The sequence below is a fragment of the Pantoea sp. Lu_F5_004 genome, from assembly GCF_051136245.1.
GTDB lineage: Bacteria > Pseudomonadota > Gammaproteobacteria > Enterobacterales > Enterobacteriaceae > Pantoea > Pantoea agglomerans.
Window position 1 is genome coordinate 1,346,708 of the sequence record NZ_CP194946.1, and the last position, 23,151, is coordinate 1,369,858.

Below are 23,151 nucleotides of genomic sequence, written 5' to 3' on the forward strand. Positions count from 1 at the left end.
AATCAGTTCCGACCAGCGGAAACGGGCAGTTTTAGCTGTCCCACTACCATGTCGTCAGACTAAGCGATCGGTTTATCCAATGGTTTTTGTCTGCGTTTCTGTTCTGAACTGAGGTTACCTATGTCATCACGCGATACGCTTCGTACCATCCGGCTCGAATCCATTTTCCAGACGGCGGTAAGCGACTTTGCCGTTGCCGATAGCGCTGTGCCCGCCATTGCGCCAGCCGCCACGCAAAGTCTGAGCCTTCCTTTCGCCACGCCGGGCCAGAGCCTGCCTGTCACCACGCTCTCCACCGAGTCACTGCATAGCAGCCCGCTCAATGACAACACTCTGGCCACGGTGAAGAGTTCGCCGCCCGCCGGGCTGCAGCCCTATGAAGCGATCGCCAGTGATGGCGTGATCGCCGGCTGGGAAGCGGAAAAGCCGGTGCATCTGCGCGGCCGTGCGGAAGGAGAAGCGGGCTCCACCGTCACGCTGACCTTCAACGATCAAAGCTGGCACAGCACCGTTAATCAGTGGGGCTACTGGAATGCTTCTATGCCGGCCGACGCGCTGAAAGGCGTACCGGATGGCAATCACACGCTCACGCTGACCATTACCGATAAAGCAGGGCAAAGCACGGCAACCACCGTTGACTTTGGTCTCTATGTCGACCGCACGATCAAACCTACCCTGAGCGTGGACACGGTCAGTGGCGATAACGCGGTGAGCATTGCTGAGAGCATTTATGGCGTTGAGATCAGCGGCAGCGCAACGCACTTGCCGGTGGGGTCGAAGCTGACACTGACGCTGGGGACGCAAACCACCACCGCCAGCATGGGAAACGACGGTAAGTGGTATGGCACATTTCATGAAAGCGATATGCAGGCGCTGAAAGATGGGGTCTACAGCCTGAAAGTCACGGCAACCGATCCCAATGGAAACAGCGCCACCGAATATCACGATCTGACGCTGATCACCCATCTGAGTAGCCTGCCAAAAATTACCTTCGACAAGGTCACTGCGGACGATGTGATAAACCTGGCAGAAAGCCAGCAGGATCTGCTAATTAGCGGCACGCTCTCCACCGTGATGCCGGGCCATCGGCTGGTGATCAACGGTGCCAACCAGAAAGATTATGCCACCACGATAGCCGAAGATGGACACTGGCAGGTGGTGATCCCGGCAGCGGATGTGCACGCTTTTATCAACGTTGGGGAAATCCGCGCCTGGTCGATCGACGGGGCCAACAACTACACCAACGTCACGCATGAGCTGAATATCCACACCGGTTTTATTCCGATCTACACCGAAATGAATATCGGCGGTGACATGACGCTCAACTATCAGGAGGCGCAGCACGATCTGAGCTTCTACGTTGAAGGCGCCAACACCCTGGAGATCAACGGTAAAACCTACCAGCCCGATGCCAAAGGTATGGTAACACTGACCTCCAGCGAGCTGCTGGCACTGCCGGATGGCCCGGTCGCCGCCACCTTTCACCGCTGGGATGAATATGGCAACAGCGACACCCAGACCAGTGATCAACTGTTTACCGTAGCCGTGCATCAGCGACCGACGCTGACCCTGGACACGGCTTTTGGTGATAACAAAATTGATGCTGCCGATGTCAACAGCTGGCATCTGATTCAGGGCAGCTCCAGTCATCTGCAACCGGGCAGCCTGGTGGAATTAACGCTGGGCGATCAGCACTACAGCGCCAGTGTAAAAGCCGATGGCGGCTGGGCGCTGACCATTCTGGCCGGGCAACTGGCACCGCTGGACGATGGTGAATACCAGATGACAGTCAGCGGCAAAGACAGCGCCGGTAATCTGGCCAGTGCCAGCCAGACGGTGCAGGTGGCATCACATACCGAAAGCGCCAACCCGCTGGAGGGTCAGACGGTGGACCAGTTGCTGGAGACCGTCAGCCTGACCCAGCAGGCGGAAACCGCGCACGTGGCGCAGGCATCCACTGCCGCCGCACCGCAGGAAAACCATCTGTTCTCCGATATTCCTTATACACTTGCCGATCACCTGCTGCAGCATCCTGCGGTACACCCGCTGGTCTGACGCGAAAACATTAGCAAACGCACTGCCTTCCGGACAGGTCTGTTAAGCCTGTCTGGATTGGCGTGGATGCGTTTAGTGATTGTTTTTTGTCCTCTCAGGAGAAATATTAACGATTTCATCTGTTTTTAGCAGGAATAAGCCCGGGATATGATCTAATAATGTTAAAGGTCGTTTAGCGCCTCGCTTGCGAACCATAAATAAAATAATGCAATAAATGCGTCAGACGCTGAGTGGCACCCCTTTTTGCTCGCTTTGTTCACCAGGAAAAACACCATGATGATAAGAACCCCTGTTGGTATGGATAATGAACAAAGCGCGATTAACTTTTTTGTTGTGCGCCCTGAGTGGCGTTGCAGTGCACGCGGCCTTTGCCGCACCGTTACCTAAAGCCGAATTTAACTGGCGCGCCGCGCCCACCGAAGAGCAGATTGCCAGCTTAACGCTGCGCGACGCCATTCTTCGGGCCTTCGCCCGCAATCCGAAAATCTCGGAAGCGGCGGCACAGATCCATATCGGTGAGGGGGATCTTGATGCCGCCCGCAGCGCCTGGTATCCGCAGATCTCACTGCAGGGCGCGGCGGGACGCTCTCATCAGACTGACTCCGCCGGAAGCCTCAACAATAACGGCTCCGGTGGCATCACGCTCAGCCAGCTGCTCTACGACTTTGGCCGCACCGGCAGCGCCATCGATGAGCAGCACGCGCTGTCGGATGCTTATCGTTACAGCCTGTTCGATTCGATGACCACCGTGGCGGAAGATACGCTGCAGGCCTACCTTGAAGTCAAACGTTACCAGGCGCTGGCAGAAACGGCACATACCAATATCGCCTCGCTGAAGCGCGTGCGGGATATCGCGAAGCTGCGCGCCGATGCTGGCCTCAATTCTCAGTCCGACGTGCTGCAGGCGGAAACCCGCATCGCCGCGATGCAGGCTACGCTGGAGCAATATCGTGCCCAGCACCGTTCCGCCACCGCGCAGCTGACCGTGCTGACCGGTGTGGTCCCCGCAACTCTGCCTGAACTGCCACAGGCGCTGCTTAAACAGCAGATCACCCTCGATAGAATCGCCTATGAAAGCAGCGCGGCGGTGCGCAGCGCGCAGTCGAAACAGGAAGCCGCTCGTGAACGGGTGCGCCAGGCAGAGTCCGGTCACTGGCCGACGATTAAAGTGCAGGCGGGCCGGACCCGCTATGAAAACGACCGTCAATCTTACTGGGATGATGAAGTGCAGCTGCAGGTGGAAGCGCCGCTTTATCAGGGTGGCCTGGTGAATGCGAAAACCCAGTCAGCCGAGGGCGATCGTGAAGCGGCACAGGCCGCTATTCAGCAGGCTAAGCTCGCCATCAATCAAAACGCCTCTACCGCCTATGCCGACATGATTGGCGCGCAGCAGCGGCAGGCTGCCGGGGAAGTGCAGCTGGCCAGCGCCGACCATACCCGTAATGTCTACGCCGATGAATATCGCCTGAGTAAGCGCAGCCTGAACGATCTGCTTAGCGTGGAACAGGATGTATTTCAGGCTGACAGCTCACGCATCACCGCGCTTTACGATGGCTGGGACGCCACCGTCCGTTATGCCGCCGCGGTAGACAATCTGCTCGATATCATGGGTATCGATCGCCAGCAAAGCAGCGGCGATCTCCTTCCTTCGCTGCAATAGCGATAAGGCATTAATAATGAGTACATCAACCCTGAATACCGATAACTGGATTGCCGCCATGCTGCGCGTAGCCGCGCGATTCGGTAAACCTGCCGATGGCAAAACCCTGCGTCAGCAGATGCGCTGGTTTGAACATCTGCCGGTGTCACAGCAGCTGGAACGACTCTCCGGCCTGCTGGGACTGCATCTGACCATGGTGCCGCAGAACAAACTGCGCTGGCGTCAGGAGATTACCCCGGTGGTGCTGGTGCTGGATAATGCCAGCGTGGCGGTGCTGGAGAGCATCGATTCAGACAACAGCGCGCGCTACTGGCTCAGTGAAGGCGGCGATGTGGTGCGTGAAAGCGCGTTATCAGAACTGCTGGCACGCGCCCAGGGCGATGTCGGCGTGATTGGCGTAGCGGCGCGTGGCCGTGATGCGCGCATCGACGAATTCGTTCAGCCTTATGAGCCACACTGGTTCTGGAAAAATTTTCGCGGTATGGGCCGCCGTATCACGGAAATTTCGCTGGCCTCGGTGATCAGTAATGTGCTGGCGCTGGCCGGTATTCTCTTTTCGATGCAGGTCTATGATCGGGTCATTCCGGCCCAGTCGCAGTCCACGCTGTGGGTACTGTTTGTCGGCGTGCTGATCGCTGCGGCCATTGAGTATCTGATCCGGCTGATGCGGACCCAGGTGTCAGACTTAATGGGCAAACGCATCGACCTGAAAGTCTCGGCCATGCTGTTTGCCCGGGCGATGAGCATACGTAATGAGGCGCGTCCGAAATCGACCGGTTCGTTTATCTCGCAGCTGCGTGAGATCGACCAGGTGCGTGAGCTGCTCACCTCGACCACGGTAGGCGCAGCGGCCGATCTGCCGTTTGTCATCCTGTTCCTGTTTATCATGTCGTTTGTTGGCGGCTGGCTGGTGCTGATTCCGCTGGCGGCGATCCCGCTGATCGTCATTCCCGGTCTGCTGGTGCAGATCCCGATGGCACGCCTGGCCAAAGAGGGGCTGCGCGAGGGCGCGCTGCGCAATGCAGTGCTGGTGGAGACCATTGAAGGGATTGAGGATATCAAGGCGCTGCAGGCGGAACCCTATTTTCAGCGTCAGTGGGAGCAGACGCATGAAGTCAGCGCCTCAATCAGTAATCAGCAGCGGTTGTGGGGCGCGCGTCTCACCGGCTGGGCCGCGACTGTGCAGCAGCTCACCTATGCGGGCATGCTGGTATTTGGTGTCTATCTGGTGCTCGATTCGCAAATCACCACCGGTACGCTGGTCGCCTGCAGCCTGCTCTCATCACGCACCATCGCCCCGCTGATGCAGCTGACCATGGTCTTCTCGCGCTGGCAGCATGCCAAAATGGCGATGAAAGGGCTGGATGAGTTGCTGAAGAAGCCGCTTGATCAGCCTGAGGCGACCACGCTGGCACACTGCCCGACGCTCACCGGCCAGTACGATCTGCGCAATGTGCATTACAGCTATGACGAAGAGAATGAAAAGAATGTGCTCAACGTTCAGCAGCTGCAGATTAAGCCCGGCGAGAAGATTGCCATTCTGGGCAAAGTCGGCGCAGGGAAATCGACGCTGCTGAAGATCCTCGCCGGTCAGGCGCTGGCGACTCAGGGCAAAGTGATTGTCGATGGCGTCGATATTGAGCGTATCGATCCCACCGATTTACGTCGTCAGCTCGGCTGGCTGTCGCACGACTCCCGCCTCTTTTTTGGCACGCTGCGGCAGAATCTGATGCTGGGCAATCCCCATGCCAGCGAACAGGAGATGCTGCAGGCGCTGCGCATCAGCGGTGCGCTGTCGCTGGTCCAGCAGGATGCCGCCAGCCTGGACCGCATTATCAATGAAGGCGGGCGCGGGCTGTCGGGCGGCCAGCGTCAGATGGTGATGCTGAGCCGGTTGATCCTGCGTCAGCCGCAGGTGGTGTTGCTGGATGAACCCACCGCGGCGATGGATGAACAGCTGGAGGAGCATGTGATCCGTCAGCTACAGGGCTGGATCAGCGGCCGGACGCTGGTGCTGGTGACACACCGTCCGGCGCTGCTGAAGATGGTCGATCGTATTGTGGTGATGGATAACGGCCGGATCGTGGCCGACGGCCCGCGCGACGAGATCCTGCGCCGCGCGACGACACCCGCGCCATCACCAGCTAAGGGAGACACCGCATGAGTCTGGTTATTGTTGATAAAGATCTTGCCCGTCATGAACGCCGGACATCGGCGATTATCTGGCTCTGCACCGCCGCGCTGGCGATATTTCTCATCTGGGCGCACTTTGCCATTCTGGATGAGGTCACGGTCGGCACCGGTAAAGTCACCCCTTCCAGCCGCGCGCAGGTGATCGACAGCCTGGATGGCGGCATCGTCAAACAGCTTAACGTGCATGAGGGCGACATTGTCGAAAAAGGGCAGGTGCTGGCGACCCTCGATCCGACGCGCTTCCAGTCGAACTTCGGCGAGGCGCAGGCCAAAGTGCGCACCCTGCGCGCCTCGTCCGAACGGCTGGAGGCGGAGCTGTCGGGCACACCGCTGACATTCAGCGCCGAAACGCTGAAGGAGCCGAACCTGGTGACGCGCGAACGGCAGCTCTACGAGTCGCGACGCCGTAATCTTACCGAAACCATCAGTAATCTGCAGCAGTCGCTGCGGCTGGTGCAGGATGAGCTGCGCCTGACGGAACCGCTGGTTGCCAAAGGCGCAGCAGGGCAGGTCGAGGTGATTCGACTGCGTCGTCAGGTCAGCGATCTGCGCGGCAAAATCGATGAGGCGCGCAATGACTATCTGGTGCGCGCCCACGAAGAACAGGTGAAAAACAATGCCGAACTGGATGCGCAACTGCAGGTTGCCGCAGGCAAAGAGGATCAGCTGACGCGTGCCACGCTCTATTCACCGGTGCGCGGCATCGTTAAAGATATTCAGGTTACTACGGTCGGTGGCGTACTGGAGCCTGGCGGCAAACTGATGGAAATCGTCCCGCTGGAGGATCAGCTGCTGATTGAGACGCGCATCAATCCACGCGATATCGCTTATATACGACCCGGTCTGGCCGCCACTGTGAAAGTGACCGCCTATGACTCCTCAATCTATGGCGATCTGCACGGCGAAGTTGAAACGGTCTCGCCAGATACCCTGCAGGATGAGGTAAAACGTGATCAATATTACTATCGTGTTTATGTACGTACCCAGAAAGCCGAGCTGACTAACCGTGCCGGACGAAAATTCCCGATCGTGCCCGGTATGGTGGCCAATGTGGAGATTAAAACCGGTCAGAAATCGGTCATGGATTATCTGATTAAACCCCTGAATAAAGTCAAAGAATCGATGCGCGAGCGCTGAAAATCCGCACCAGCTAAAATATCTGCCTGCTTAATTACGGTGATAAATTAACATGGCGGATATTTGGGCAGTCAGGGCGCAAAGCGTGCGTATTTTAACAATATGTGCGGAAACAGACTGTAGTTAATTTAACCCGGTTAATAAAGTTTACGAAGATATAACGCAACGGCAAACAGCAGGCAAAAAAATGCCGGACAATTTGTCCGGCGGGAAATAATAAGTTGTACATCTCATTCGGGGAGAATGAAGGTAATAATGGAATAAATGATGATAGCGGGGTCTATTCTATTACCAGATGCCGTATAAGTTTTATCATTCAGTGCTTCGGAATACTCTGATGTAACCTGTTGATAACATGGCTATCCAAATCGGTTTATCGATTTGTGCGCCATTTTTTATCGATCCGTGCTGGTTATTAGTTCCCCGTTATTTACATTATGAAATAACTGTTTCGACGTATGAAACACTTTTGGAAATTTAGTAGCATTTTCCTGGTGGATTATTGCCCGTTATAAAACAACAATGGCCTGCCGGCTGAATTTTTAATCATTCAGTTAGCAGTGGCAAATAATAAAGGCACATAACAGAGGGTAATAAAATGAAACGTCGCGTTCTCTCCCTGATGATCCCTGCATTGCTGGTTGCAGCAGGATCAGCAAACGCAGCTGAAATCTACAACAAAGACGGCAACAAATTAGATCTGTTTGGTAAAGTTGACGGTCTGCACTACTTCTCTGATAACGATGGTTCTGATGGCGATCAGTCTTACGTTCGCTTCGGCTTTAAGGGCGAAACCGAAATCAGCAATGAGCTGACCGGTTACGGCCAGTGGGAATACCAGGCGGCGCTGAACAACGCCGAGTCTGAAGGTACGGCTGACAGCTACACCCGTGTTGGTTTTGCCGGTGTGAAATTTGGTGATGCAGGTTCGTTCGACTACGGTCGTAACTACGGCGTAGCCTACGATATCGGCGCATGGACCGACGTGCTGCCAGAGTTCGGCGGCGATACCTACGGCGCAGATAACTTTATGTATCAGCGCGGTAACGGCATGGCGACCTACCGTAACAATAACTTCTTCGGTCTGGTGGATGGCTGGAACTTTGCAGTCCAGTATCAGGGCAAGAATGGCAACAGCACAGAGTCTCCGAATGGCCGTGACGTACTGGGTCAGAATGGCGACGGCTGGGGTCTGAGCACAACTTACGATCTGGGTTCAGGCTTCGGCATTGGTGCGTCTGCCTTCCAGTCTGATCGTACCAACGACCAGAATGGCGGAGCGCAGGGTATTCTGGGACGTGGTGATAAAGCGGAAGCTTACACCGGCGGTCTGAAATATGACGCGAACAACGTCTATCTGGCGGCTATGTATTCACGCGCCTATAACGCTACTCGCTTCGGCAGCAGCGACTCTGCAGCTTATGGCTATGCGGATAAAGCGGACAACTGGGAACTGGTTGCGCAGTATCAGTTCGACTTTGGCCTGCGTCCATCCCTGGCGTACGTCACCTCACGCGGCACCGATGTTCAGAACTGGGGTAAACAGAATCTGAAAAAATATATCGACGTTGGCGCGACCTACTACTTCAACAAAAACATGTCCACCTATGTTGATTACCAGATCAACCTGCTGGACGACAACGCTTTCACCGACGCAGCCGGTATCAATACCGACGACGTGGTGGCACTGGGTCTGGTTTACCAGTTCTGAGTTGTACGGGAGCGCAGTTACCGCTGCGCTCCTGCGTCACCTTTCGGGCTGAGCGCTTCAGCCTTTCGCCACTTCGTGGCTTCCGGCGCGGTTGTCACTGACGACACCACGCTGCCGAATCGCGCGCCTTCAAATGCCACGCCTGCCAGGGTGAAGGCTGAAAAGCTCAGCCAGTGATGCCATGCTGACTGCCACTTCTGTGAATTTTTCATTCTGCACCTCTCAGAGATAAACACTGTTTCAACAGTGCAGAATTCATGCCAGCTTTACCGCTCTCACAGCCACAGACCTCGCGCGCACTTTGGTACACTTGCCGCGCGCGTCAGGGCGATCTTGCCCCAATCAGGTGCAGTTAAGCCTGTTATTGGCGCGGGCGTGAGGGTGTCATGTGACGATGACGACGCTGGTGCAAAACTTTATAGCTACTGAAGATAAACAGCCCCAGGGCAATGACGAGAATCAGATAGATCATCTGCCGCTCCTTACTTTGGTTAACGTTAGTCGCCTGATAAAAGGCGGATACAGGGTAGATGACCGGTGAATACTGATAGGTTTCAGAGAAATATTCAACTCTCTTTAAGCGTCTTTACCCGAAGTTTATGCTTTGTAGCAGAGTTGAATAAAGTGTTACAAGTGAGGAAAGATGCGTTCTCAGATTAATCTGCTGTTTATAGCGATGTTAACGTTAATGTTAACGGCCTGTGATAAGCCAGCGACCACATCCGCGCTGGTGCTGGAAGGAAAAACCATGGGAACCGTCTGGCGGGTGAGCCTGGCCGATGTGGCGAGTGAGCGCAGAGCGGAACTGCAACAGCGGATTCAGCAGCAGCTGGATGCGGACGATGCGGAACTCTCTACCTGGAAGCCAGACTCCGCCTTATCGCGCTTCAACCAAAGCCGTGACCTGTCACCGCAGCCGGTGAGTGAAAACATGGCAGATATTGTCACGACCTCACTGCGGATTGGCCGTAAAACCGGCGGGGCGATGGATATTACCGTCGGGCCACTGGTCAACTTATGGGGCTTTGGCCCGACGAAACAGCCCGGCCATACGCCTGATGCGGCACAAATCGCCGCCGCCCGGGCGCAGACCGGATTGCAGCATCTGCGGGTGGTGCAGGGCGCAGACGGACAGTGGCTGCAGAAAGATCTGCCGGATCTCTATGTCGATCTCTCGACGGTGGGCGAGGGCTTTGCCACCGATCATCTGGCGCGACTGATGGAGCAGCTCGGCATCAATAACTATCTGGTGTCAGTGGGGGGCGCCGTGCTGAGCCGCGGCCTTAATGCGCAGCAGCAACCGTGGCGGGTGGCGATTCAGAAACCGACCGATCGTGAGAATGCGGTTCAGGCGCGCGTTAATCTGCAGGGACACGGCATCAGTACCTCCGGTAGCTATCGCAACTATTATGAACTGGACGGCAAACGCATTTCTCATGTGATCGATCCCGTTACCGGACGGCCAATTGAGCATAAACTGGTTTCCGCCACGGTGATCGCCACCACGGCGCTGGAAGCCGATGGCTGGGATACCGGACTGATGGTACTTGGCACGGAAAAAGCCCAGGCGCTGGCGATCGAACAGCATCTGGCGGTCTATCTGATCAGCAAGCAGGGCGATAAATTTGTCAGCTGGATGTCGCCGCAGTTCGCTGCTTTCCTGATCCCCGCTGAATCCGGAGAACCCTGATGTTAGATCTGTTTAGTGAAGAGCAACCCTGGCAGGAGACGCTGGCTGAGGGCGCGGTGATCCTGCGGCGTCGAGCACGTGAGGATGCAGAGGCGCTTTATCAGCAAATAATGGCAATTGCGGAGCAGAATCCGTTTGCCCATCGCATTACGCCCGGTGGCCATCGTATGTCGGTGGCGATGACCAACTGTGGCGATTTTGGCTGGTCGGTGGATTCACGCGGCTACCAGTATCAGCAGCAGGACAACCTGAACGGGCGCAAATGGCCGGCTATGCCGTCGCTGTTTCGGACCCTGGCGCAGCAGGCGGCATCTGAGGCGGGATTCCCTGGCTTTAATCCGGATGCCTGCCTGCTTAATCGCTATGAGCCGGGCGCGAAGCTGACACTGCATCAGGATAAAGATGAGAAAGATCTGCGGCAGCCTATCGTTTCGGTGTCGCTGGGTTTACCGGCGGTCTTTCAGTTTGGCGGCTTCGAGCGGGGTGACAGTACCCAGCGTGTGCTGCTGGAACATGGCGACATTGTGGTGTGGGGCGGGCCGTCGCGCCTGCGCTACCACGGTATCCTGCCACTTAAGCCAGGCGTTCATCCGCTGGTGGGTGCCTGGCGTTATAACCTGACGTTTCGACGCGCTTTCTGACCCACCACGCCGGTTACGGCGTGGTGCGAATAACTATTGCTATCATTTTGCATCCCATTACACTGCAGGCTGTTTTTTGACTGCTGGATTGCCTGCATGACGTTGCTAAGCGTTGTTTTTCGCCAGTTCCGCTGGCCTTTTATCGGGGTGATTGCGCTCACGTTGTTAAGCGCCGTGCTGGGTATCGGCATGATTGCCTTTATCAATCGCGAAATGATTGTCGCCATTAACACCTCATTTGCGGTACTGCCGCAGTTTCTGTTGCAGCTGGTGGTGCTGATGGCGGTAACGCTGGCCTCGCAGCTGGCGCTGACCATGCTTGGCCATCAGTTTGTCTGGCGACTGCGCGGCGAATTTATCAAGCGTATCCTCGATACCCGTATTGAACGCATCGAGCAACTCGGCAGTGCGCAACTGCTGGCGGGACTGACCAGCGACGTGCGGGCCATTACTCTGGCCTTTGTGCGTCTGCCGGAGCTCTTTCAGGGCGTGATTATTACGCTTGGCTCGGCGATCTATCTCGCGTGGCTGTCGCCTAAAATGCTGCTGGTAACCAGTGTCTGGCTGGGTGTCACGCTGATTGGCGGCTGGCTGCTGGTCTCGCGGGTTTACCTGCACATGGCAAAGCTGCGGGAAATCGAAGATAACCTCTATCGCGATTATCAGACGGTGATTGAAGGGCGCAAAGAGCTACAGCTTAACCGCTCACGCGCTCAGCAGGTTTACGACACGGTTTATCAGGAAGATGCCCGCGCCTGGCGACACCACATTGTGCGCGCCGATACTTACCATCTCAGTGCGGTCAACTGGTCAAATATCATGACGTTAGGCGCTATCGGCATGGTCTTTTTTATGGCCAACAGCCTGGGCTGGGCCAATACCGCTGTCGCCGCTACCTTTTCCCTGACGCTGCTGTTTTTACGCACGCCGCTGCTCTCCGCGGTGGGCGCGTTACCGACTCTGCTCAGCGCCCAGGTCGCATTCCGTAAGCTTAACGCCTTTGACCTCGCTCCTTATCAGCCAGGTTTCCACTCCGCCTCCACGTCCTCAGACTGGCAAACGCTGGAGTTACGCGATGTCTCTTTTCACTATGGTGATAACGGCTTCCAGGTCGGGCCGGTTAACCTGACGCTGCGCCGGGGCGAACTGGTCTTTCTGATTGGCGGCAACGGCAGCGGGAAATCAACGCTGGCAATGCTGCTGACCGGGCTGTATCAGCCTCAGTCCGGCACGCTGCTGCTGGATGGCAAGCCGATAACGGCGGATGAGCTTGATGTGTGGCGCAGTCAGTTCTCGGCGGTCTTTACCGACTTACATCTGTTTGACCGGTTAATCGGGCGGGAAGGGGCTGCAGCCAACCCGGCGCTGGTTCAGCTCTGGCTTGAGAGACTGAAGATGCAGGATAAGCTGAAGATTGAAGGCAACAAAGTGCTGAACCTGCAGCTTTCTAAAGGACAGAGTAAGCGACTGGCGCTGCTGCTGGCGGTGGCAGAAGAGCGCGATGTGCTGCTACTGGATGAGTGGGCGGCGGATCAGGACCCTCACTTCCGACGTATCTTCTATCGCGAGCTGCTGCCATGGCTGCAGCAGGCGGGTAAAACGGTTTTTGCTATCAGCCATGACGATCACTACTTCATTCATGCCGATCGGCTGCTGGAGATGCGTGAAGGCCAGTTAACAGAGCTGACCGGTAATGAGCGCGATCTTGCCACGCTCGATTCGGTGAAACGCACCGACACCAGGCTTTAACGGCAACTGGCAAAGCTTAGCAAAAAAGCGTAGTGGCGTGCTTCGCCTGAACCAGGCTACGTTAGCGATCAGCAGAAACTCCGGTTTCTGCCATTCTGAACCTTTTCTTTCGTCTGTGTTACCCCCGGCTAAACCGCATTGTTTTAACGCGTATTGTTTAGCCGGTTTTTTTAAGCCGATGTGTGATTAGCGTGATTACCTGAGTATCCCGCCACACAAAGCTCGCCTCCAGTAACGTCCCCATCGCAAAACACCCGCTAAAGTCCTGAGTCAGCCGCAACGTCGCGCGCTGCTGCGCGAAATCTACCGACACCAGTTCTGCATCCGGAAAGTCCATCGGCTGAAGCAGTTGCGGCCAGATGGCTTTGTAAACGCTCTCTTTGAGGGAGAAGAGCAGGGTAGCGGCAGCGCGGAAAGAGACGGGCAGCGTCCGTAACAGGTGCTGTTCCTGCTCGTTCATCAGCAACTCAGCCGTTTCATGCGCCGTCGTCTCCGACATAAACTGCTCGACATCCACCCCAACAGCGCAGGGCTGACGGGTTGCCGCTACCACAACGATGCCTGCACTGTGCGACAGTGACGCCTGAATGCCAGCGGGCCAGCAGGGGGATCGATCGGCTGCATTGGACAGAATGAAATCAGCAATACCCAGTTCTGCCATCACTGACCGGACCAGCAGACGGCTGGCTAGGTATTCAGCACGCCGTTTACTGACAGCCTGCTGCAGTCGGACGGGCAGCGGAATATCCCATTCGACAGCCAGCCCGTCATGATACTTTTGCGGATCGAAGTGACTCACCGCCAGCAAGGGATCGCTGCGGTTAAGGTGCCGGGAAAGGATAAAGCCGCCTGCAACAGGCGGCAGCGGCAGGTCGGGATAGCGCATGCGGGACCATCATCAAAACCAAAAAGGTATTAAATCAGGCGCGATGGATCAGGGCAAGCAGCCCGCCGGAATCAGTCGTTGGGAGGAATGGCAAAACTCTTCAGAGAAACAACGAAATGGTGGTGACCCCTGCTGATGCGTGCACCTCGGTCGCACCAGTGGCTTGCCAGACGAAAGAAGTCGTCGCTGCCAATGTCATACGCCAGTTCCACTTTGCTAATGCCTGAGTGCAGCAACGCTTCTGCATCTTTCAGGCTTTTCGCTTTGATCGCCATAAAAATTATCCGTCAATTTCTGGGGATTTCAGGGTAGGCATTTTCTGTGACATTTTTGTTTCAGTTTGATGAATAAGCGCAGCCGGAAGCCGATTTTGTGAAGCAGATCAGATTATTATGCAACTGTTAACCTGCTGATTGTTAGAGGAATGTTAACTGCCACACGGGACTATTCTGAATGTGAGACGGAGAGGTAAGCTGACATAGAAAGGCCGCGTCATACGCGGCCCCGTGGGTTACTTCTGGTCTGGCGGGGAAGGTTGCTTATCGCCTGACTCGGGTGCTTCTGTTGGATCGTCTTTTTCAATATATGTCATGAACTCTCCTCTTGTTACCCACACGCAGTTAAGTATAGAACGGATTGCCGAAGGTGCGAGGAAAGTTAAGGTTTGATGACAGAAACGAAAAAAGCAGCCTTTAGGGCTGCTTTTCAGGGAATTTGGTCGGCACGAGAGGATTTGAAAAGTTAAACTAACATTATGCATTTAAAGGTATTTAAAACTGATATATAAGTTAAATATGCCTATGCATATGCCTAAAAAATGTGCTTATGAAATTTACTTACTTTTCCATTGTCGTCGTAAGAGGGCTATGAAATCTTCGACATATAAAAGCTTATCTAAGGTAAATGCCTGTCTTCCAACATGAGCAGGGTTCAAGAAGACCGGAGCTTTATCTTGTCCCATTGAGAATGATGAATACATAGTATTGGGACTAGCCAGGTACTCAGCCTGAGTTTTCCATGAGGCTGAGGAGCCACCTGATATGCTTAGTGCAGGCACGAGATGAGTTAATCGTTGTGTAGGATCGATGTCAGAGTAGATCCATAAAGCATAATCTAAAGCTTTTGAGAGCTGCTCAGTTACCTGTTCTTCGATGATGGCGGGAAGGCCTCCTGAAGGTGAAGACAAAGGTAATGAGATCAGTAGATCGCCATTAGAATGTAGCTTTACAAGATTCTTAAGATCCCGGTTTAGCGTCTGACATATACACAGCGCTCCATTTTCAAGCGATACATTTGTGCCAAATTGCTTGTCGAAGATAGCGTGCCTGCCGAAAAGAGCTTCTTTTGATAACTTATCCTCGAGCTCTTTAGAGTCCATTTGAGCAGGACGGATAATGGTTGAATCAGGGCCGGCAGCAATTGAGATATCCAGATTGATTGCGCTTTGTGAAAAAGTTTGGTTACTGCGCGGCAGATTCTCAACTGCTCTAGTTTTAAGGCCCACAGGATCAAGAGGTGCTACTGCACGGGCAAGTACAAGGTCATGAATTGCTTTAAGAGCTTTAGCTTTTAGATCTTCAGCTGAAGAAAATTCCCCTCTAAAAAGGCCTTTTTCCCAAGTACTTACTTCCTTTATCAGTTTATCCTGTTCAGGTTCCGCTTCGCTGATTTCACTTTCGATGAAGATAATCAAGGGCTTGGTATTACGAGCTTCGATGACTTCCTCGTGGGTTGCTGATAGGCCTGACTGTTGTATCGCTCCATATCGAGAGCCTAAAATCAAAATTACAGCGTCAGATTCACGAACACCGTTAAGACAAGTGATTTGTGGCGAATTTGCTCTAGCCCCAAAATCCTCTGCCATAAGAGGTTTATGCCCAAGAACACAAACGGCATCCTTGACAGCTTTTCTTTTATCTTCAAAACCCGATATCAACGAACTTATGAAAATATTCATATGAATTCTCAGCAGACAGGTTATTAATAAGTATAGGCATTAATCGTGAGTCGAACTTTATTACCAAATAGGAAAATTATGAAAAATTGGTCTGCTGAGGATACAAGAGCAGTTAAAGCTTGGCTGAACATAGAAAACTATAAAAGTTTTGAAGATACAACGCTCAATGCGCTATACCACGAGTTATGGGCAAGAGCCCTTCTTTTTAAGCCATGGCCGACTGAAGAGGAAAAGGTCGGTCTTGGTGGATACATGAGACAGATCTTCAATGGGAAGCCTTTCCTCTTCGAGCCCGAACAGCTTAACTACATGCAAGATGATCAAACTCTTCAAAGCGTTCCTCACGTCTTCATTACTGATATAACCAGACTTGCTCAACTTAGTGTAACTGGTCTCCGGGTCAATCTGTTCTCTTGGGAGCAAGGTAGTGACGAGTACTGCGTCAACCTTCCCCACCATGAAGCATATGTATCTACGGTTATGTCAGCGATATGTGAAAGCACCGTCCTTTTAGAAATCGACCTTGCCAGTGGTACAGACGATGAAATTGCAGAGTCTATCAAATCAGCTCTTCCGCAATGGAGACGCGTGAAGGGGATAGAAGCTGACGAGTCAAGAGCTGTGCGCTTCGGCTACGGCACAATTAAGAAGGTTATCTCTTATCGGCTCATAGCAATGCTCGACGTGCTTCTGTGGGCAAAAATGAATGACCTACGCCTTTCAGACGACAGGCTGTCGAGACTTTTGTACACAGACGAAGATGATGAGGCAGTTATTCGTCTGCACTACCATATCAAAGACGCAGACAGACCCCTTGCGATGAAAGCTGCGACCATAGATTTCATTAGGCAGTTCAACTTCTTCATAAATCGAAACCTACACCTGAAAAACATGAGAGTTTCGGAGGTTATGAAACTCTCGGATTCTAACTGACCTATCCTTCAGCGGTTCTGTTGTCTTGAGTCGCACTAACCCTCCTCTCCATATTTCCCTTACATTTGCTCTCGTCGAAACTGCACCGAGGAGAGCAACATGAAAACACAAAATACGAAACTAATGCGTTTACCTGCTGTGATTGAGAGGACTGGTTTTAGCCGTTCTTGGATCTACGAGTTGATCAATCAAAAGCAGTTTCCTCAACCTATCAAGATTGGCTCTCGTGCGGTGGCATTTATTGAGGGTGAAATTGATGAATGGATTGAAATGTTAATTTCTAAATCACGAAGCGAAACCTTTTAAGAGGGCTTTATTATGAAACTGAATGATTTTATCAGCACTAATAAATATTTCGCGGACATGAATAAACAAGCATTTGATGAAAAATTCGAACATGACGAAGTTGTAGCCATGTGTAATGATGAATTTTCTAAAAGCATTGCTTTCTGGTTGGGAGAATATCTCTCAGGGAATATAAAGGGGGCAGTATCTGCTATTTTTGAACTTGAGTTTTAAATACAGTACGCGGTCTTTTCAATATGGATGACTTTATTTAAACAGAAAGAAGATGTTGAAAATTTGGCAAAAATGATCCTTTTATTTAAATCTGAACATGAATTTAAGAATTTTAAGTTGTAAGATTTTTTAAAAAATCTTATTTGTATAGAGTTAATTTGGCAGTAACAGGAATGGGGCCATGTATCATATGCATGGCCCTTCATATATATGAATTACAATCTGTATGGCTTTTTTATGGTTTCTGATAGTGGTTCAATCTTCGAATCCAACACTTCCTGTTCATTTTTAATTCTTTGAGTTAAATGTTCGCTTCTAAGATCGGCAACACGTGATTGAATAGACATAAAGTTTTCGAATTGCGGTTCTCCGTCGAGAGTGAATTGCTGACCAAATCCATAGCTTATGAGTTGAGATATTGAATGTTTATCATCAAGATTATTATCTATTTTGTAGTCTGATAAATATTGGAAGAAATCAAGGAACTCACTTGCTGATAACTCTAACAGGTAGCGATCGTAGAACTCGAAGGCAGATGATTCATTTAATTCTTGCAGGATCTCGTTTTCATTATCAGGAAAATATACCCACATAATTTCTAAGTTATTTTTAATATCAATCATAGGCTCTCCCTGGTTTTTATTTATATATAACAAATGATAAAGTAAAAGCAAGTATTGACTAGTTAAATAGTTGTGTTATTAAAAATTAATGCCGTGAAAGTTGTCGATAAAATGGAAAGAATTAAAAGCCAAAACAGCTTAAATTTTGCAAAATTCTTTACGGAAATAAAGCGAAGTTAGTTGTATCAAGCTGCACAGAGTGTTTTGAAGGTATCAGGTAAATAGAAGAGTCCTAATATATACCTTATTAACATTTGGAAAGAATATTTAGTGCCATCCTTTATTGACAGTTATTAAGCGGTATATTAATAGAATATTTTTGCAAAATTATTGTAGGTCATTGTTTTTGAATATTTAACCTATACCTGTTTTGCAAAGAATCTAACTGAAAAATAAGGAGAGTTTATGGAAAGATTTGGCATTAAAACGTTTAAAATGAAAAATGGTGAACGCTATTGCATTATAAAAAACAAGAAAACAGGTATTCCGGTATTTTATCCATGTCTATTTATTACAACACAATTGAGAAACAGTAATGAATCGATAAAAACAATTGAGACTCAGGCTGGGTGTATCGCACTTTTTTATCGGTTTCTTTTTTTACGCAACATAGACATTGAAGAGCGAATTCAAACAGCCAGATTTCTAGATAATAATGAAGTTGATCTTCTGCGTGATTTTGTCGGGAAGAGGATGAGAACTGCGAAAGTGATTAATATCAAAGATCATCATCCTGGAGTATGCAGTGCGACAAAGTATATACGGCTTACGACAATAGCAAAATATCTCGAATGGTTGTGTCAGCTAACTATCAAAAATATAGATGATGGCTACAGGGAAATTTCCTACTTCGTGAAAAAAATAAAAGCCAGAAGGCCGAAGATAAAATACAGGAATTCAGAAGGCAACGTCTATAAAACAATCGAAGAAGAAGACCTGGAAATCCTTCTTTCAGTTATTGATCCTCAATGTGAATTGAATCCATTCGACAAAAAAGTTCGCCATAGAAATCAGCTTATAGTCATAATATTACATTCATTAGGGATAAGGTGTGGAGAGTTATTGAACCTGAGAGTTGAAGATATTGATTTTGCGGCGCAAATGCTTTTCGTAAGACGAAGGGCTGACAGTATTGAGGACACAAGAGTCAATCAGCCTCTCGTAAAAACGCTTGAAAGAAATTTACCCATGTCTGACGAACTTACCAGACTTCTCCATTCGTATATTACAGGCGAAAGAAAAGCCAATATCAGAAAGAAAAAGCACGGATACCTTTTTATTACTCACAAAGAAGGAGAGACACGTGGCGATCCTCTGTCCGTTCCTTCTTACCATAAGATCATTTATAGACTGAGAAGCACTGACTCAGGTTTAAGCCAGTTGACTGGACATAAGTTCAGACACACATGGAACTATCTATTTTCGAAACTGATGGATGAAAGCACCGAGTATGTTAGTGAAGAGATGCAAGAGAAAATGCGTTCCAGCCATATGGGTTGGGAGCCGGGTTCTGGAACAGCACAAACCTACAACAGACGATTTATTGTTAAGGAATCAGTAAAAGCAGCCTTGCAACTTCAGGATAATATTTTTAAAAAGCGCAGCGGGGTGTCTTATGAATAAATTAAAGGTTCTGAACGCGCATAAAGATATCTTTCATGCAAAAAACGAAGGCTACAGATTCGGATTGGATGATGAATTCTGGGAGTTAAGTAGAAATATAAAATTGAATGTGGGTGAGGTCACTGAAAGGTTGTCAGATAACCTCAGGTACGGTTATGTGAACACACTTAAATATTTCGCAGAAGAAATCAGTCCCGGATCTGTTAAGCAAATTAACAGAGTTTTCATGAAATTCATTTCGTTTATGAGTTTTGATTCAATTGACGAAGCTGTAATGCTAACAACAAAATCCAGTAATAAGTTCTCGAATCAGGATTTCATTTGTCTCAGGATCTTAATCAAAAAATGGTATGAATTAGGTTTTGAGGGGATTAACCAAAACTGTGTAGACCTCGTTGATAACTGGACGATAAAAGACAATAAAAAGGGGGAGGTTGTTAAAAGACGAGACCCTTATCAGGGGCCTCTAACAGACATGGAGTTTGATAACTTTTACGATGCTGTCTCACGTGCGTACCAGAAGGGTACGATATCCTATTCTGATCTGGCAATGGCCTTAATCACCATTCATACGGGAAGAAGAAGTCTACAAATCACACAGATAAAAACGAAAGACATCATAAACGAAAGAACTATAAACGAATGCTATATAAATATCCCCAGAATAAAACAAGGTGAAAAGTATAGAGCCTCATTCAGGCGATTCAGGATTACACATGAATTATTCAATATTTTTAAAGAGCAGGCACGTATTGTCTCTGAGAGTTTTAGCAAGCAGCTCGGCAGAAAACTCTCTGAGAAAGAGATGTTGGAACTACCATTGTTTGTCTGTAAGAAAAGGCTTGAGGGGGTTGTTGAGTGTGAGAATTTACATGAGATGCTTTCTTCAGACAGACTTCATGCCTATGCGATAAAGTGTACTCAAACGCTCAAAAGAATAGCTACAACAGAGGACGTAATCTCGGAAAGGACGGGTGAAGTAATAAATATGAATGCCAGGCGGTTTCGCTATACGTTAGGTACCCGGCTTGCCAGAGAGGGTTATGGAGAAGTCGTTATAGGCGAATTACTTGATCATTCCACTTTAATGTATACAGGAGTTTATGTTCAGTCAGGTCCAGATAGTTTGAATAAAATCGAAGATGCCGTTTCAGCTGAGCTTGGCTACTACTCAAAGATGTTTCAGGGAATGCTGATTAACAAGAGTGAGGATAAATATCCCGGTGGCAGTATCAGGAATAATACTGGTGAAAAAACAGGACAATGCGCCAGTTGCAAATCCTGCACAGCATGTGTGCCCATCCCCTGTTACACCTGCATGCATTTCAGACCTTTTGTTGAAGGGCCGCATGAAAAAGTACTCGAATATTTACTCGATGAGCGTAACAGGATTCAGTGCATAGTGGCTGATCCTATGACTACACAAATACTGGACAGAACAATTATTGCAGTATCAGAGGTGATAAATAAGTGCAAAGAAATTAAATCAAACCCGGAGGTGTCAAATGGATAATATCAAAAATGATAAAGTTAGAGTACTCGAAACGCGCAGGGAAAAATATTGCGCGCAGAAAATAGATGATTTTGTGAGCTACTGTCGGTTCACTCTCAATAAAAACGACCTTGTGAGATGGGAGAAGGTTAACTGGCCAAAAGTTTTCCTTTTCACTAAAACCCCTGTCAAAGGCGTAAAAAAAAGTTCTGTTATTGTAAATGAGCCCTTAGACAAGAATTTTATTGAGTTCGCTAAAAGCTATGTCCTTTACCACTACATGAATGGGGGCAAGAAAATCAATCAGCGTCTGAATATCGTTTTCAGAACACTTGAGGCCGCCCTATTGCGAGTCAATGGGCGGAGTCATATTCAGTACGTTAACCTCACTGTTCTGGACCAATGCGTTGTCACCTTAAAAAGCACATACACCAAAGCAGTAGCGCACGCCTGCGGCAAAGTACTGGAAGGACTGGTTTCATTTCTCAGAGAAAAAGAATTCCTGATCACTCAGTCACTGCTCTGGAAGAGCCCACTTAAAGCGCCGGAAGCAAGCCACAGGCTCACTAAAACTGCACAAGAAGCCCGTGAGGCAAAGTTACCTGACGAAGAGTCATTGAATGCTATCGCTGAAATCTTCGCACTTCCAGACGATCAGCTTTCAGAAATGGACGTATTCATAAGCTCTGTCTTTGCGTTGCTTATGTGTGCGCCTTCCAGAGTAACTGAAATCCTGACGCTCCCTGCGGATTGTGAAATCCGTGAGGCGGACAGGGAAGGAAAGCTGAGGTATGGGTTGAGATTCTATTCCGAAAAAGGCTTTGGTGGAAATGTGAAGTGGATTCCAGAAGTCATGGTCCCGGTTGCTGAGATAGCTATCAGGAGGCTGAGGACTCTTTCAGAAAACGCCCGGACATATGCCGGGGAGATTGAGATTTCTGGTGAGGGCCGTGAGCTTTACCCAGACTTCCCCTGGTACGACAAAGAAAAGAACGTACGATACAGCAACGCACTATGTCTTCTGCTCCGGTATCAGCTCAGTGCAAGTTTAACGACGCAAAGATCTCTTTTCAGACCAACCGCCAATCTGGTCAGCGCCAATCTGGGAAGCACTGAGTATCGCAGGACGCACTCCATTTCTACGATTTTTGACAGGCACGGCTACAAAGGGTCAAAGGGGAATAACCTTTCACTCAGAAGTCATCAGGCAAGACACTTACTTAATACGATTGCACAACGTGGTGGGCTTGGAGATTTTGAACTAGCCAAGTGGTCAGGACGAGTGAGGGAGACACAAAACAGGACCTATAACCACGTCAGCCAGGAAGAGAAGGTCCAGGAGTCAGTTAAGCGTGGTGTGCAGAATATTGGCATTAAACCAGAAAACACCACCCCAAGAGCTATAGCAAACCCTTCATGGCGTATTGATGTCAAAGATACAGGCCACGCAGCCATTCACGTGACAGAGTTTGGCTACTGCACTCATGACTACGTAATCTCTCCGTGTACGAAGTTCAGGGACTGTATCAATTGCAGCAATCATGTGTGCGTGAAAGGGGACAAAGCCTCCCTAGGCAGGCTGGAAGCTACTGTGGCCTACACAGAGCAGCTCCTTGAAAAGGCAAAGGTTGATATGGAAGAGGAATACGGGGCTGACAAGTGGGCGGCCTATCACGAAAAAACTCAAGCAAGACTTCTGGATTTGATAGCGTTACTCAAAAGCAAAAATCTTGAGGACGGGGCGCTGGTAAGACTGGAGGGTGATGATTTTACACATATGAAAAATCTCACAGGCGCGAGCAGAAATGAACTGATTGGAAATGAAAGGATTAATCATAATTAAAAGGAGAGTCATATGGCTAAACATCTAAATGATAAAGATATCAGCATAATTAAAAACACAATAGCAGGTTGGGACAGTGAGAAGTCAGGTAAGCTTTCATGGGAATATCTTTGTGACAGGCTTGAACCTCTGATTGGTAAGCGACCAACCCGTCAGTCACTGGGGCTTCACAAAGATATTGTCATGGCTTTCAATATTAAGAAGAAAAATATTAAGTCTGGAAACGATGAAGAAAAACGGCCAGCTAATTTAAAAATGGCCTCACAGCGTATCAGTAATCTCGAATTCAAAAATAAAGTACTGGCAGAAGAGCTCAGGAGTCTGGAAGAGAGGTTTGTTGTATGGCAGTTTAATGCTATTAATCACGGACTCAGTTTTGAACAACTTAATAATGGATTGCCCAGGATAGACAGGGAAACAAATGCTGATTAAATATTTA

Annotated in this window: 21 protein-coding genes; 15 read left to right on the top strand and 6 right to left on the bottom strand. The window is 50.0% G+C overall.

What is annotated here, in order from left to right:
* Positions 1 to 120 precede the first annotated feature (120 nt).
* The 5 genes from ACR8BN_RS06290 (at position 121) to ompC (ending at position 8,756) form a co-directional block, all read left to right on the top strand.
* Positions 121 to 2,055 carry an Ig-like domain-containing protein gene (locus ACR8BN_RS06290; protein ID WP_430018777.1) on the top strand — a complete coding sequence of 645 codons (1,935 nt, stop codon included), beginning with the start codon at positions 121 to 123 and terminating at the stop codon, positions 2,053 to 2,055.
* A 304-nt stretch (positions 2,056 to 2,359) separates the two neighbouring features.
* Entirely contained in the window at positions 2,360 to 3,715 is a 1,356-nt protein-coding gene (locus ACR8BN_RS06295) for a TolC family outer membrane protein (RefSeq protein ID WP_163793174.1), read from the top strand.
* 16 nt (positions 3,716 to 3,731) lie between these two features.
* Positions 3,732 to 5,879 carry a type I secretion system permease/ATPase gene (locus ACR8BN_RS06300; RefSeq protein ID WP_434747419.1) on the top strand — a complete coding sequence of 716 codons (2,148 nt, stop codon included), beginning with the start codon at positions 3,732 to 3,734 and terminating at the stop codon, positions 5,877 to 5,879.
* Positions 5,876 to 7,045, top strand: coding sequence for an HlyD family efflux transporter periplasmic adaptor subunit (locus tag ACR8BN_RS06305; RefSeq protein WP_010248368.1), 1,170 nt, complete (start codon positions 5,876 to 5,878; stop codon positions 7,043 to 7,045). The genes ACR8BN_RS06300 and ACR8BN_RS06305 overlap by 4 nt, the downstream gene beginning before the upstream one ends.
* Positions 7,046 to 7,643: 598 nt before the next feature.
* Positions 7,644 to 8,756 carry a porin OmpC gene (gene ompC, locus ACR8BN_RS06310; protein WP_069025211.1) on the top strand — a complete coding sequence of 371 codons (1,113 nt, stop codon included), beginning with the start codon at positions 7,644 to 7,646 and terminating at the stop codon, positions 8,754 to 8,756.
* Between the two features lie 17 nt (positions 8,757 to 8,773).
* Here ompC and ACR8BN_RS06315 read toward each other — a convergent pair whose 3' ends face one another.
* Both ACR8BN_RS06315 and ACR8BN_RS06320 read right to left on the bottom strand, forming a co-directional pair.
* Positions 8,774 to 8,968: a hypothetical protein gene (locus ACR8BN_RS06315; RefSeq protein ID WP_010248364.1), complete on the bottom strand. Its 195-nt coding sequence runs from the start codon at positions 8,966 to 8,968 to the stop codon at positions 8,774 to 8,776.
* Positions 8,969 to 9,117: 149 nt separating this feature from the next.
* Positions 9,118 to 9,228, bottom strand: coding sequence for a hypothetical protein (locus tag ACR8BN_RS06320; protein WP_010248361.1), 111 nt, complete (start codon positions 9,226 to 9,228; stop codon positions 9,118 to 9,120).
* A 171-nt stretch (positions 9,229 to 9,399) separates the two neighbouring features.
* On the opposite strand from ACR8BN_RS06320, the gene apbE reads away from it, so the two are divergent.
* The 3 genes from apbE to ACR8BN_RS06335 all read left to right on the top strand — a co-directional run bounded on the left by apbE (position 9,400) and on the right by ACR8BN_RS06335 (position 12,836).
* Positions 9,400 to 10,446 carry an FAD:protein FMN transferase ApbE gene (gene apbE / locus ACR8BN_RS06325; protein ID WP_039388539.1) on the top strand — a complete coding sequence of 349 codons (1,047 nt, stop codon included), beginning with the start codon at positions 9,400 to 9,402 and terminating at the stop codon, positions 10,444 to 10,446.
* Positions 10,446 to 11,087, top strand: a complete 642-nt coding sequence (gene alkB / locus ACR8BN_RS06330) for a DNA oxidative demethylase AlkB (RefSeq protein WP_031593360.1) — start codon at positions 10,446 to 10,448, stop codon at positions 11,085 to 11,087. Before apbE ends, alkB begins: the two co-directional genes overlap by 1 nt.
* Positions 11,088 to 11,183: 96 nt before the next feature.
* Positions 11,184 to 12,836 (top strand): multidrug ABC transporter permease/ATP-binding protein, encoded by a 1,653-nt coding sequence (locus ACR8BN_RS06335; RefSeq protein WP_434747420.1) that lies wholly within the window; start codon positions 11,184 to 11,186, stop codon positions 12,834 to 12,836.
* Positions 12,837 to 12,993: 157 nt separating this feature from the next.
* On the opposite strand, the gene ACR8BN_RS06340 is transcribed toward ACR8BN_RS06335, so the two are convergent.
* From ACR8BN_RS06340 to ACR8BN_RS06350, 3 genes are all read right to left on the bottom strand, one after another.
* Positions 12,994 to 13,722 (bottom strand): 4'-phosphopantetheinyl transferase family protein, encoded by a 729-nt coding sequence (locus tag ACR8BN_RS06340; RefSeq protein ID WP_311967538.1) that lies wholly within the window; start codon positions 13,720 to 13,722, stop codon positions 12,994 to 12,996.
* A 71-nt stretch (positions 13,723 to 13,793) separates the two neighbouring features.
* A complete protein-coding gene (locus ACR8BN_RS06345) occupies positions 13,794 to 13,997 on the bottom strand; it encodes a hypothetical protein (protein WP_003854174.1) in 204 nt (67 codons plus the stop codon).
* Positions 13,998 to 14,554: 557 nt separating this feature from the next.
* Positions 14,555 to 15,679 (bottom strand): DUF4062 domain-containing protein, encoded by a 1,125-nt coding sequence (locus tag ACR8BN_RS06350; RefSeq protein WP_062758662.1) that lies wholly within the window; start codon positions 15,677 to 15,679, stop codon positions 14,555 to 14,557.
* Positions 15,680 to 15,757: 78 nt separating this feature from the next.
* Here ACR8BN_RS06350 and ACR8BN_RS06355 point away from each other — a divergent pair, with 78 nt between their 5' ends.
* The 3 genes from ACR8BN_RS06355 to ACR8BN_RS06365 all read left to right on the top strand — a co-directional run bounded on the left by ACR8BN_RS06355 (position 15,758) and on the right by ACR8BN_RS06365 (position 17,131).
* A complete protein-coding gene (locus ACR8BN_RS06355; RefSeq protein WP_062758659.1) occupies positions 15,758 to 16,612 on the top strand; it encodes a DUF6387 family protein in 855 nt (284 codons plus the stop codon).
* 99 nt (positions 16,613 to 16,711) lie between these two features.
* Positions 16,712 to 16,918, top strand: coding sequence for a helix-turn-helix transcriptional regulator (locus ACR8BN_RS06360; RefSeq protein ID WP_061062976.1), 207 nt, complete (start codon positions 16,712 to 16,714; stop codon positions 16,916 to 16,918).
* Positions 16,919 to 16,930: 12 nt separating this feature from the next.
* The gene (locus tag ACR8BN_RS06365) at positions 16,931 to 17,131 is read left to right on the top strand and encodes a hypothetical protein (RefSeq protein WP_434747421.1); all 201 of its coding nucleotides are present in this window, start codon (positions 16,931 to 16,933) and stop codon (positions 17,129 to 17,131) included.
* Between the two features lie 215 nt (positions 17,132 to 17,346).
* Here the strand turns inward: ACR8BN_RS06365 and ACR8BN_RS06370 are convergent, their stop codons facing one another.
* Entirely contained in the window at positions 17,347 to 17,754 is a 408-nt protein-coding gene (locus ACR8BN_RS06370) for a hypothetical protein (RefSeq protein ID WP_176018952.1), read from the bottom strand.
* 405 nt (positions 17,755 to 18,159) lie between these two features.
* Here ACR8BN_RS06370 and ACR8BN_RS06375 point away from each other — a divergent pair, with 405 nt between their 5' ends.
* The 4 genes from ACR8BN_RS06375 to ACR8BN_RS06390 are packed head-to-tail and all read left to right on the top strand — an operon-like array spanning position 18,160 to position 23,144.
* Positions 18,160 to 19,377 carry a tyrosine-type recombinase/integrase gene (locus ACR8BN_RS06375; RefSeq protein WP_434747422.1) on the top strand — a complete coding sequence of 406 codons (1,218 nt, stop codon included), beginning with the start codon at positions 18,160 to 18,162 and terminating at the stop codon, positions 19,375 to 19,377.
* Positions 19,370 to 20,890, top strand: a complete 1,521-nt coding sequence (locus tag ACR8BN_RS06380) for a site-specific integrase (protein WP_434747423.1) — start codon at positions 19,370 to 19,372, stop codon at positions 20,888 to 20,890. Before ACR8BN_RS06375 ends, ACR8BN_RS06380 begins: the two co-directional genes overlap by 8 nt.
* On the top strand, positions 20,883 to 22,712 hold the full coding sequence (locus tag ACR8BN_RS06385) for a hypothetical protein (protein ID WP_434747424.1): 1,830 nt from the start codon (positions 20,883 to 20,885) through the stop codon (positions 22,710 to 22,712). Before ACR8BN_RS06380 ends, ACR8BN_RS06385 begins: the two co-directional genes overlap by 8 nt.
* A 12-nt stretch (positions 22,713 to 22,724) precedes the next feature.
* Positions 22,725 to 23,144, top strand: a complete 420-nt coding sequence (locus tag ACR8BN_RS06390) for a hypothetical protein (protein ID WP_434747425.1) — start codon at positions 22,725 to 22,727, stop codon at positions 23,142 to 23,144.
* Positions 23,145 to 23,151 lie beyond the last annotated feature (7 nt).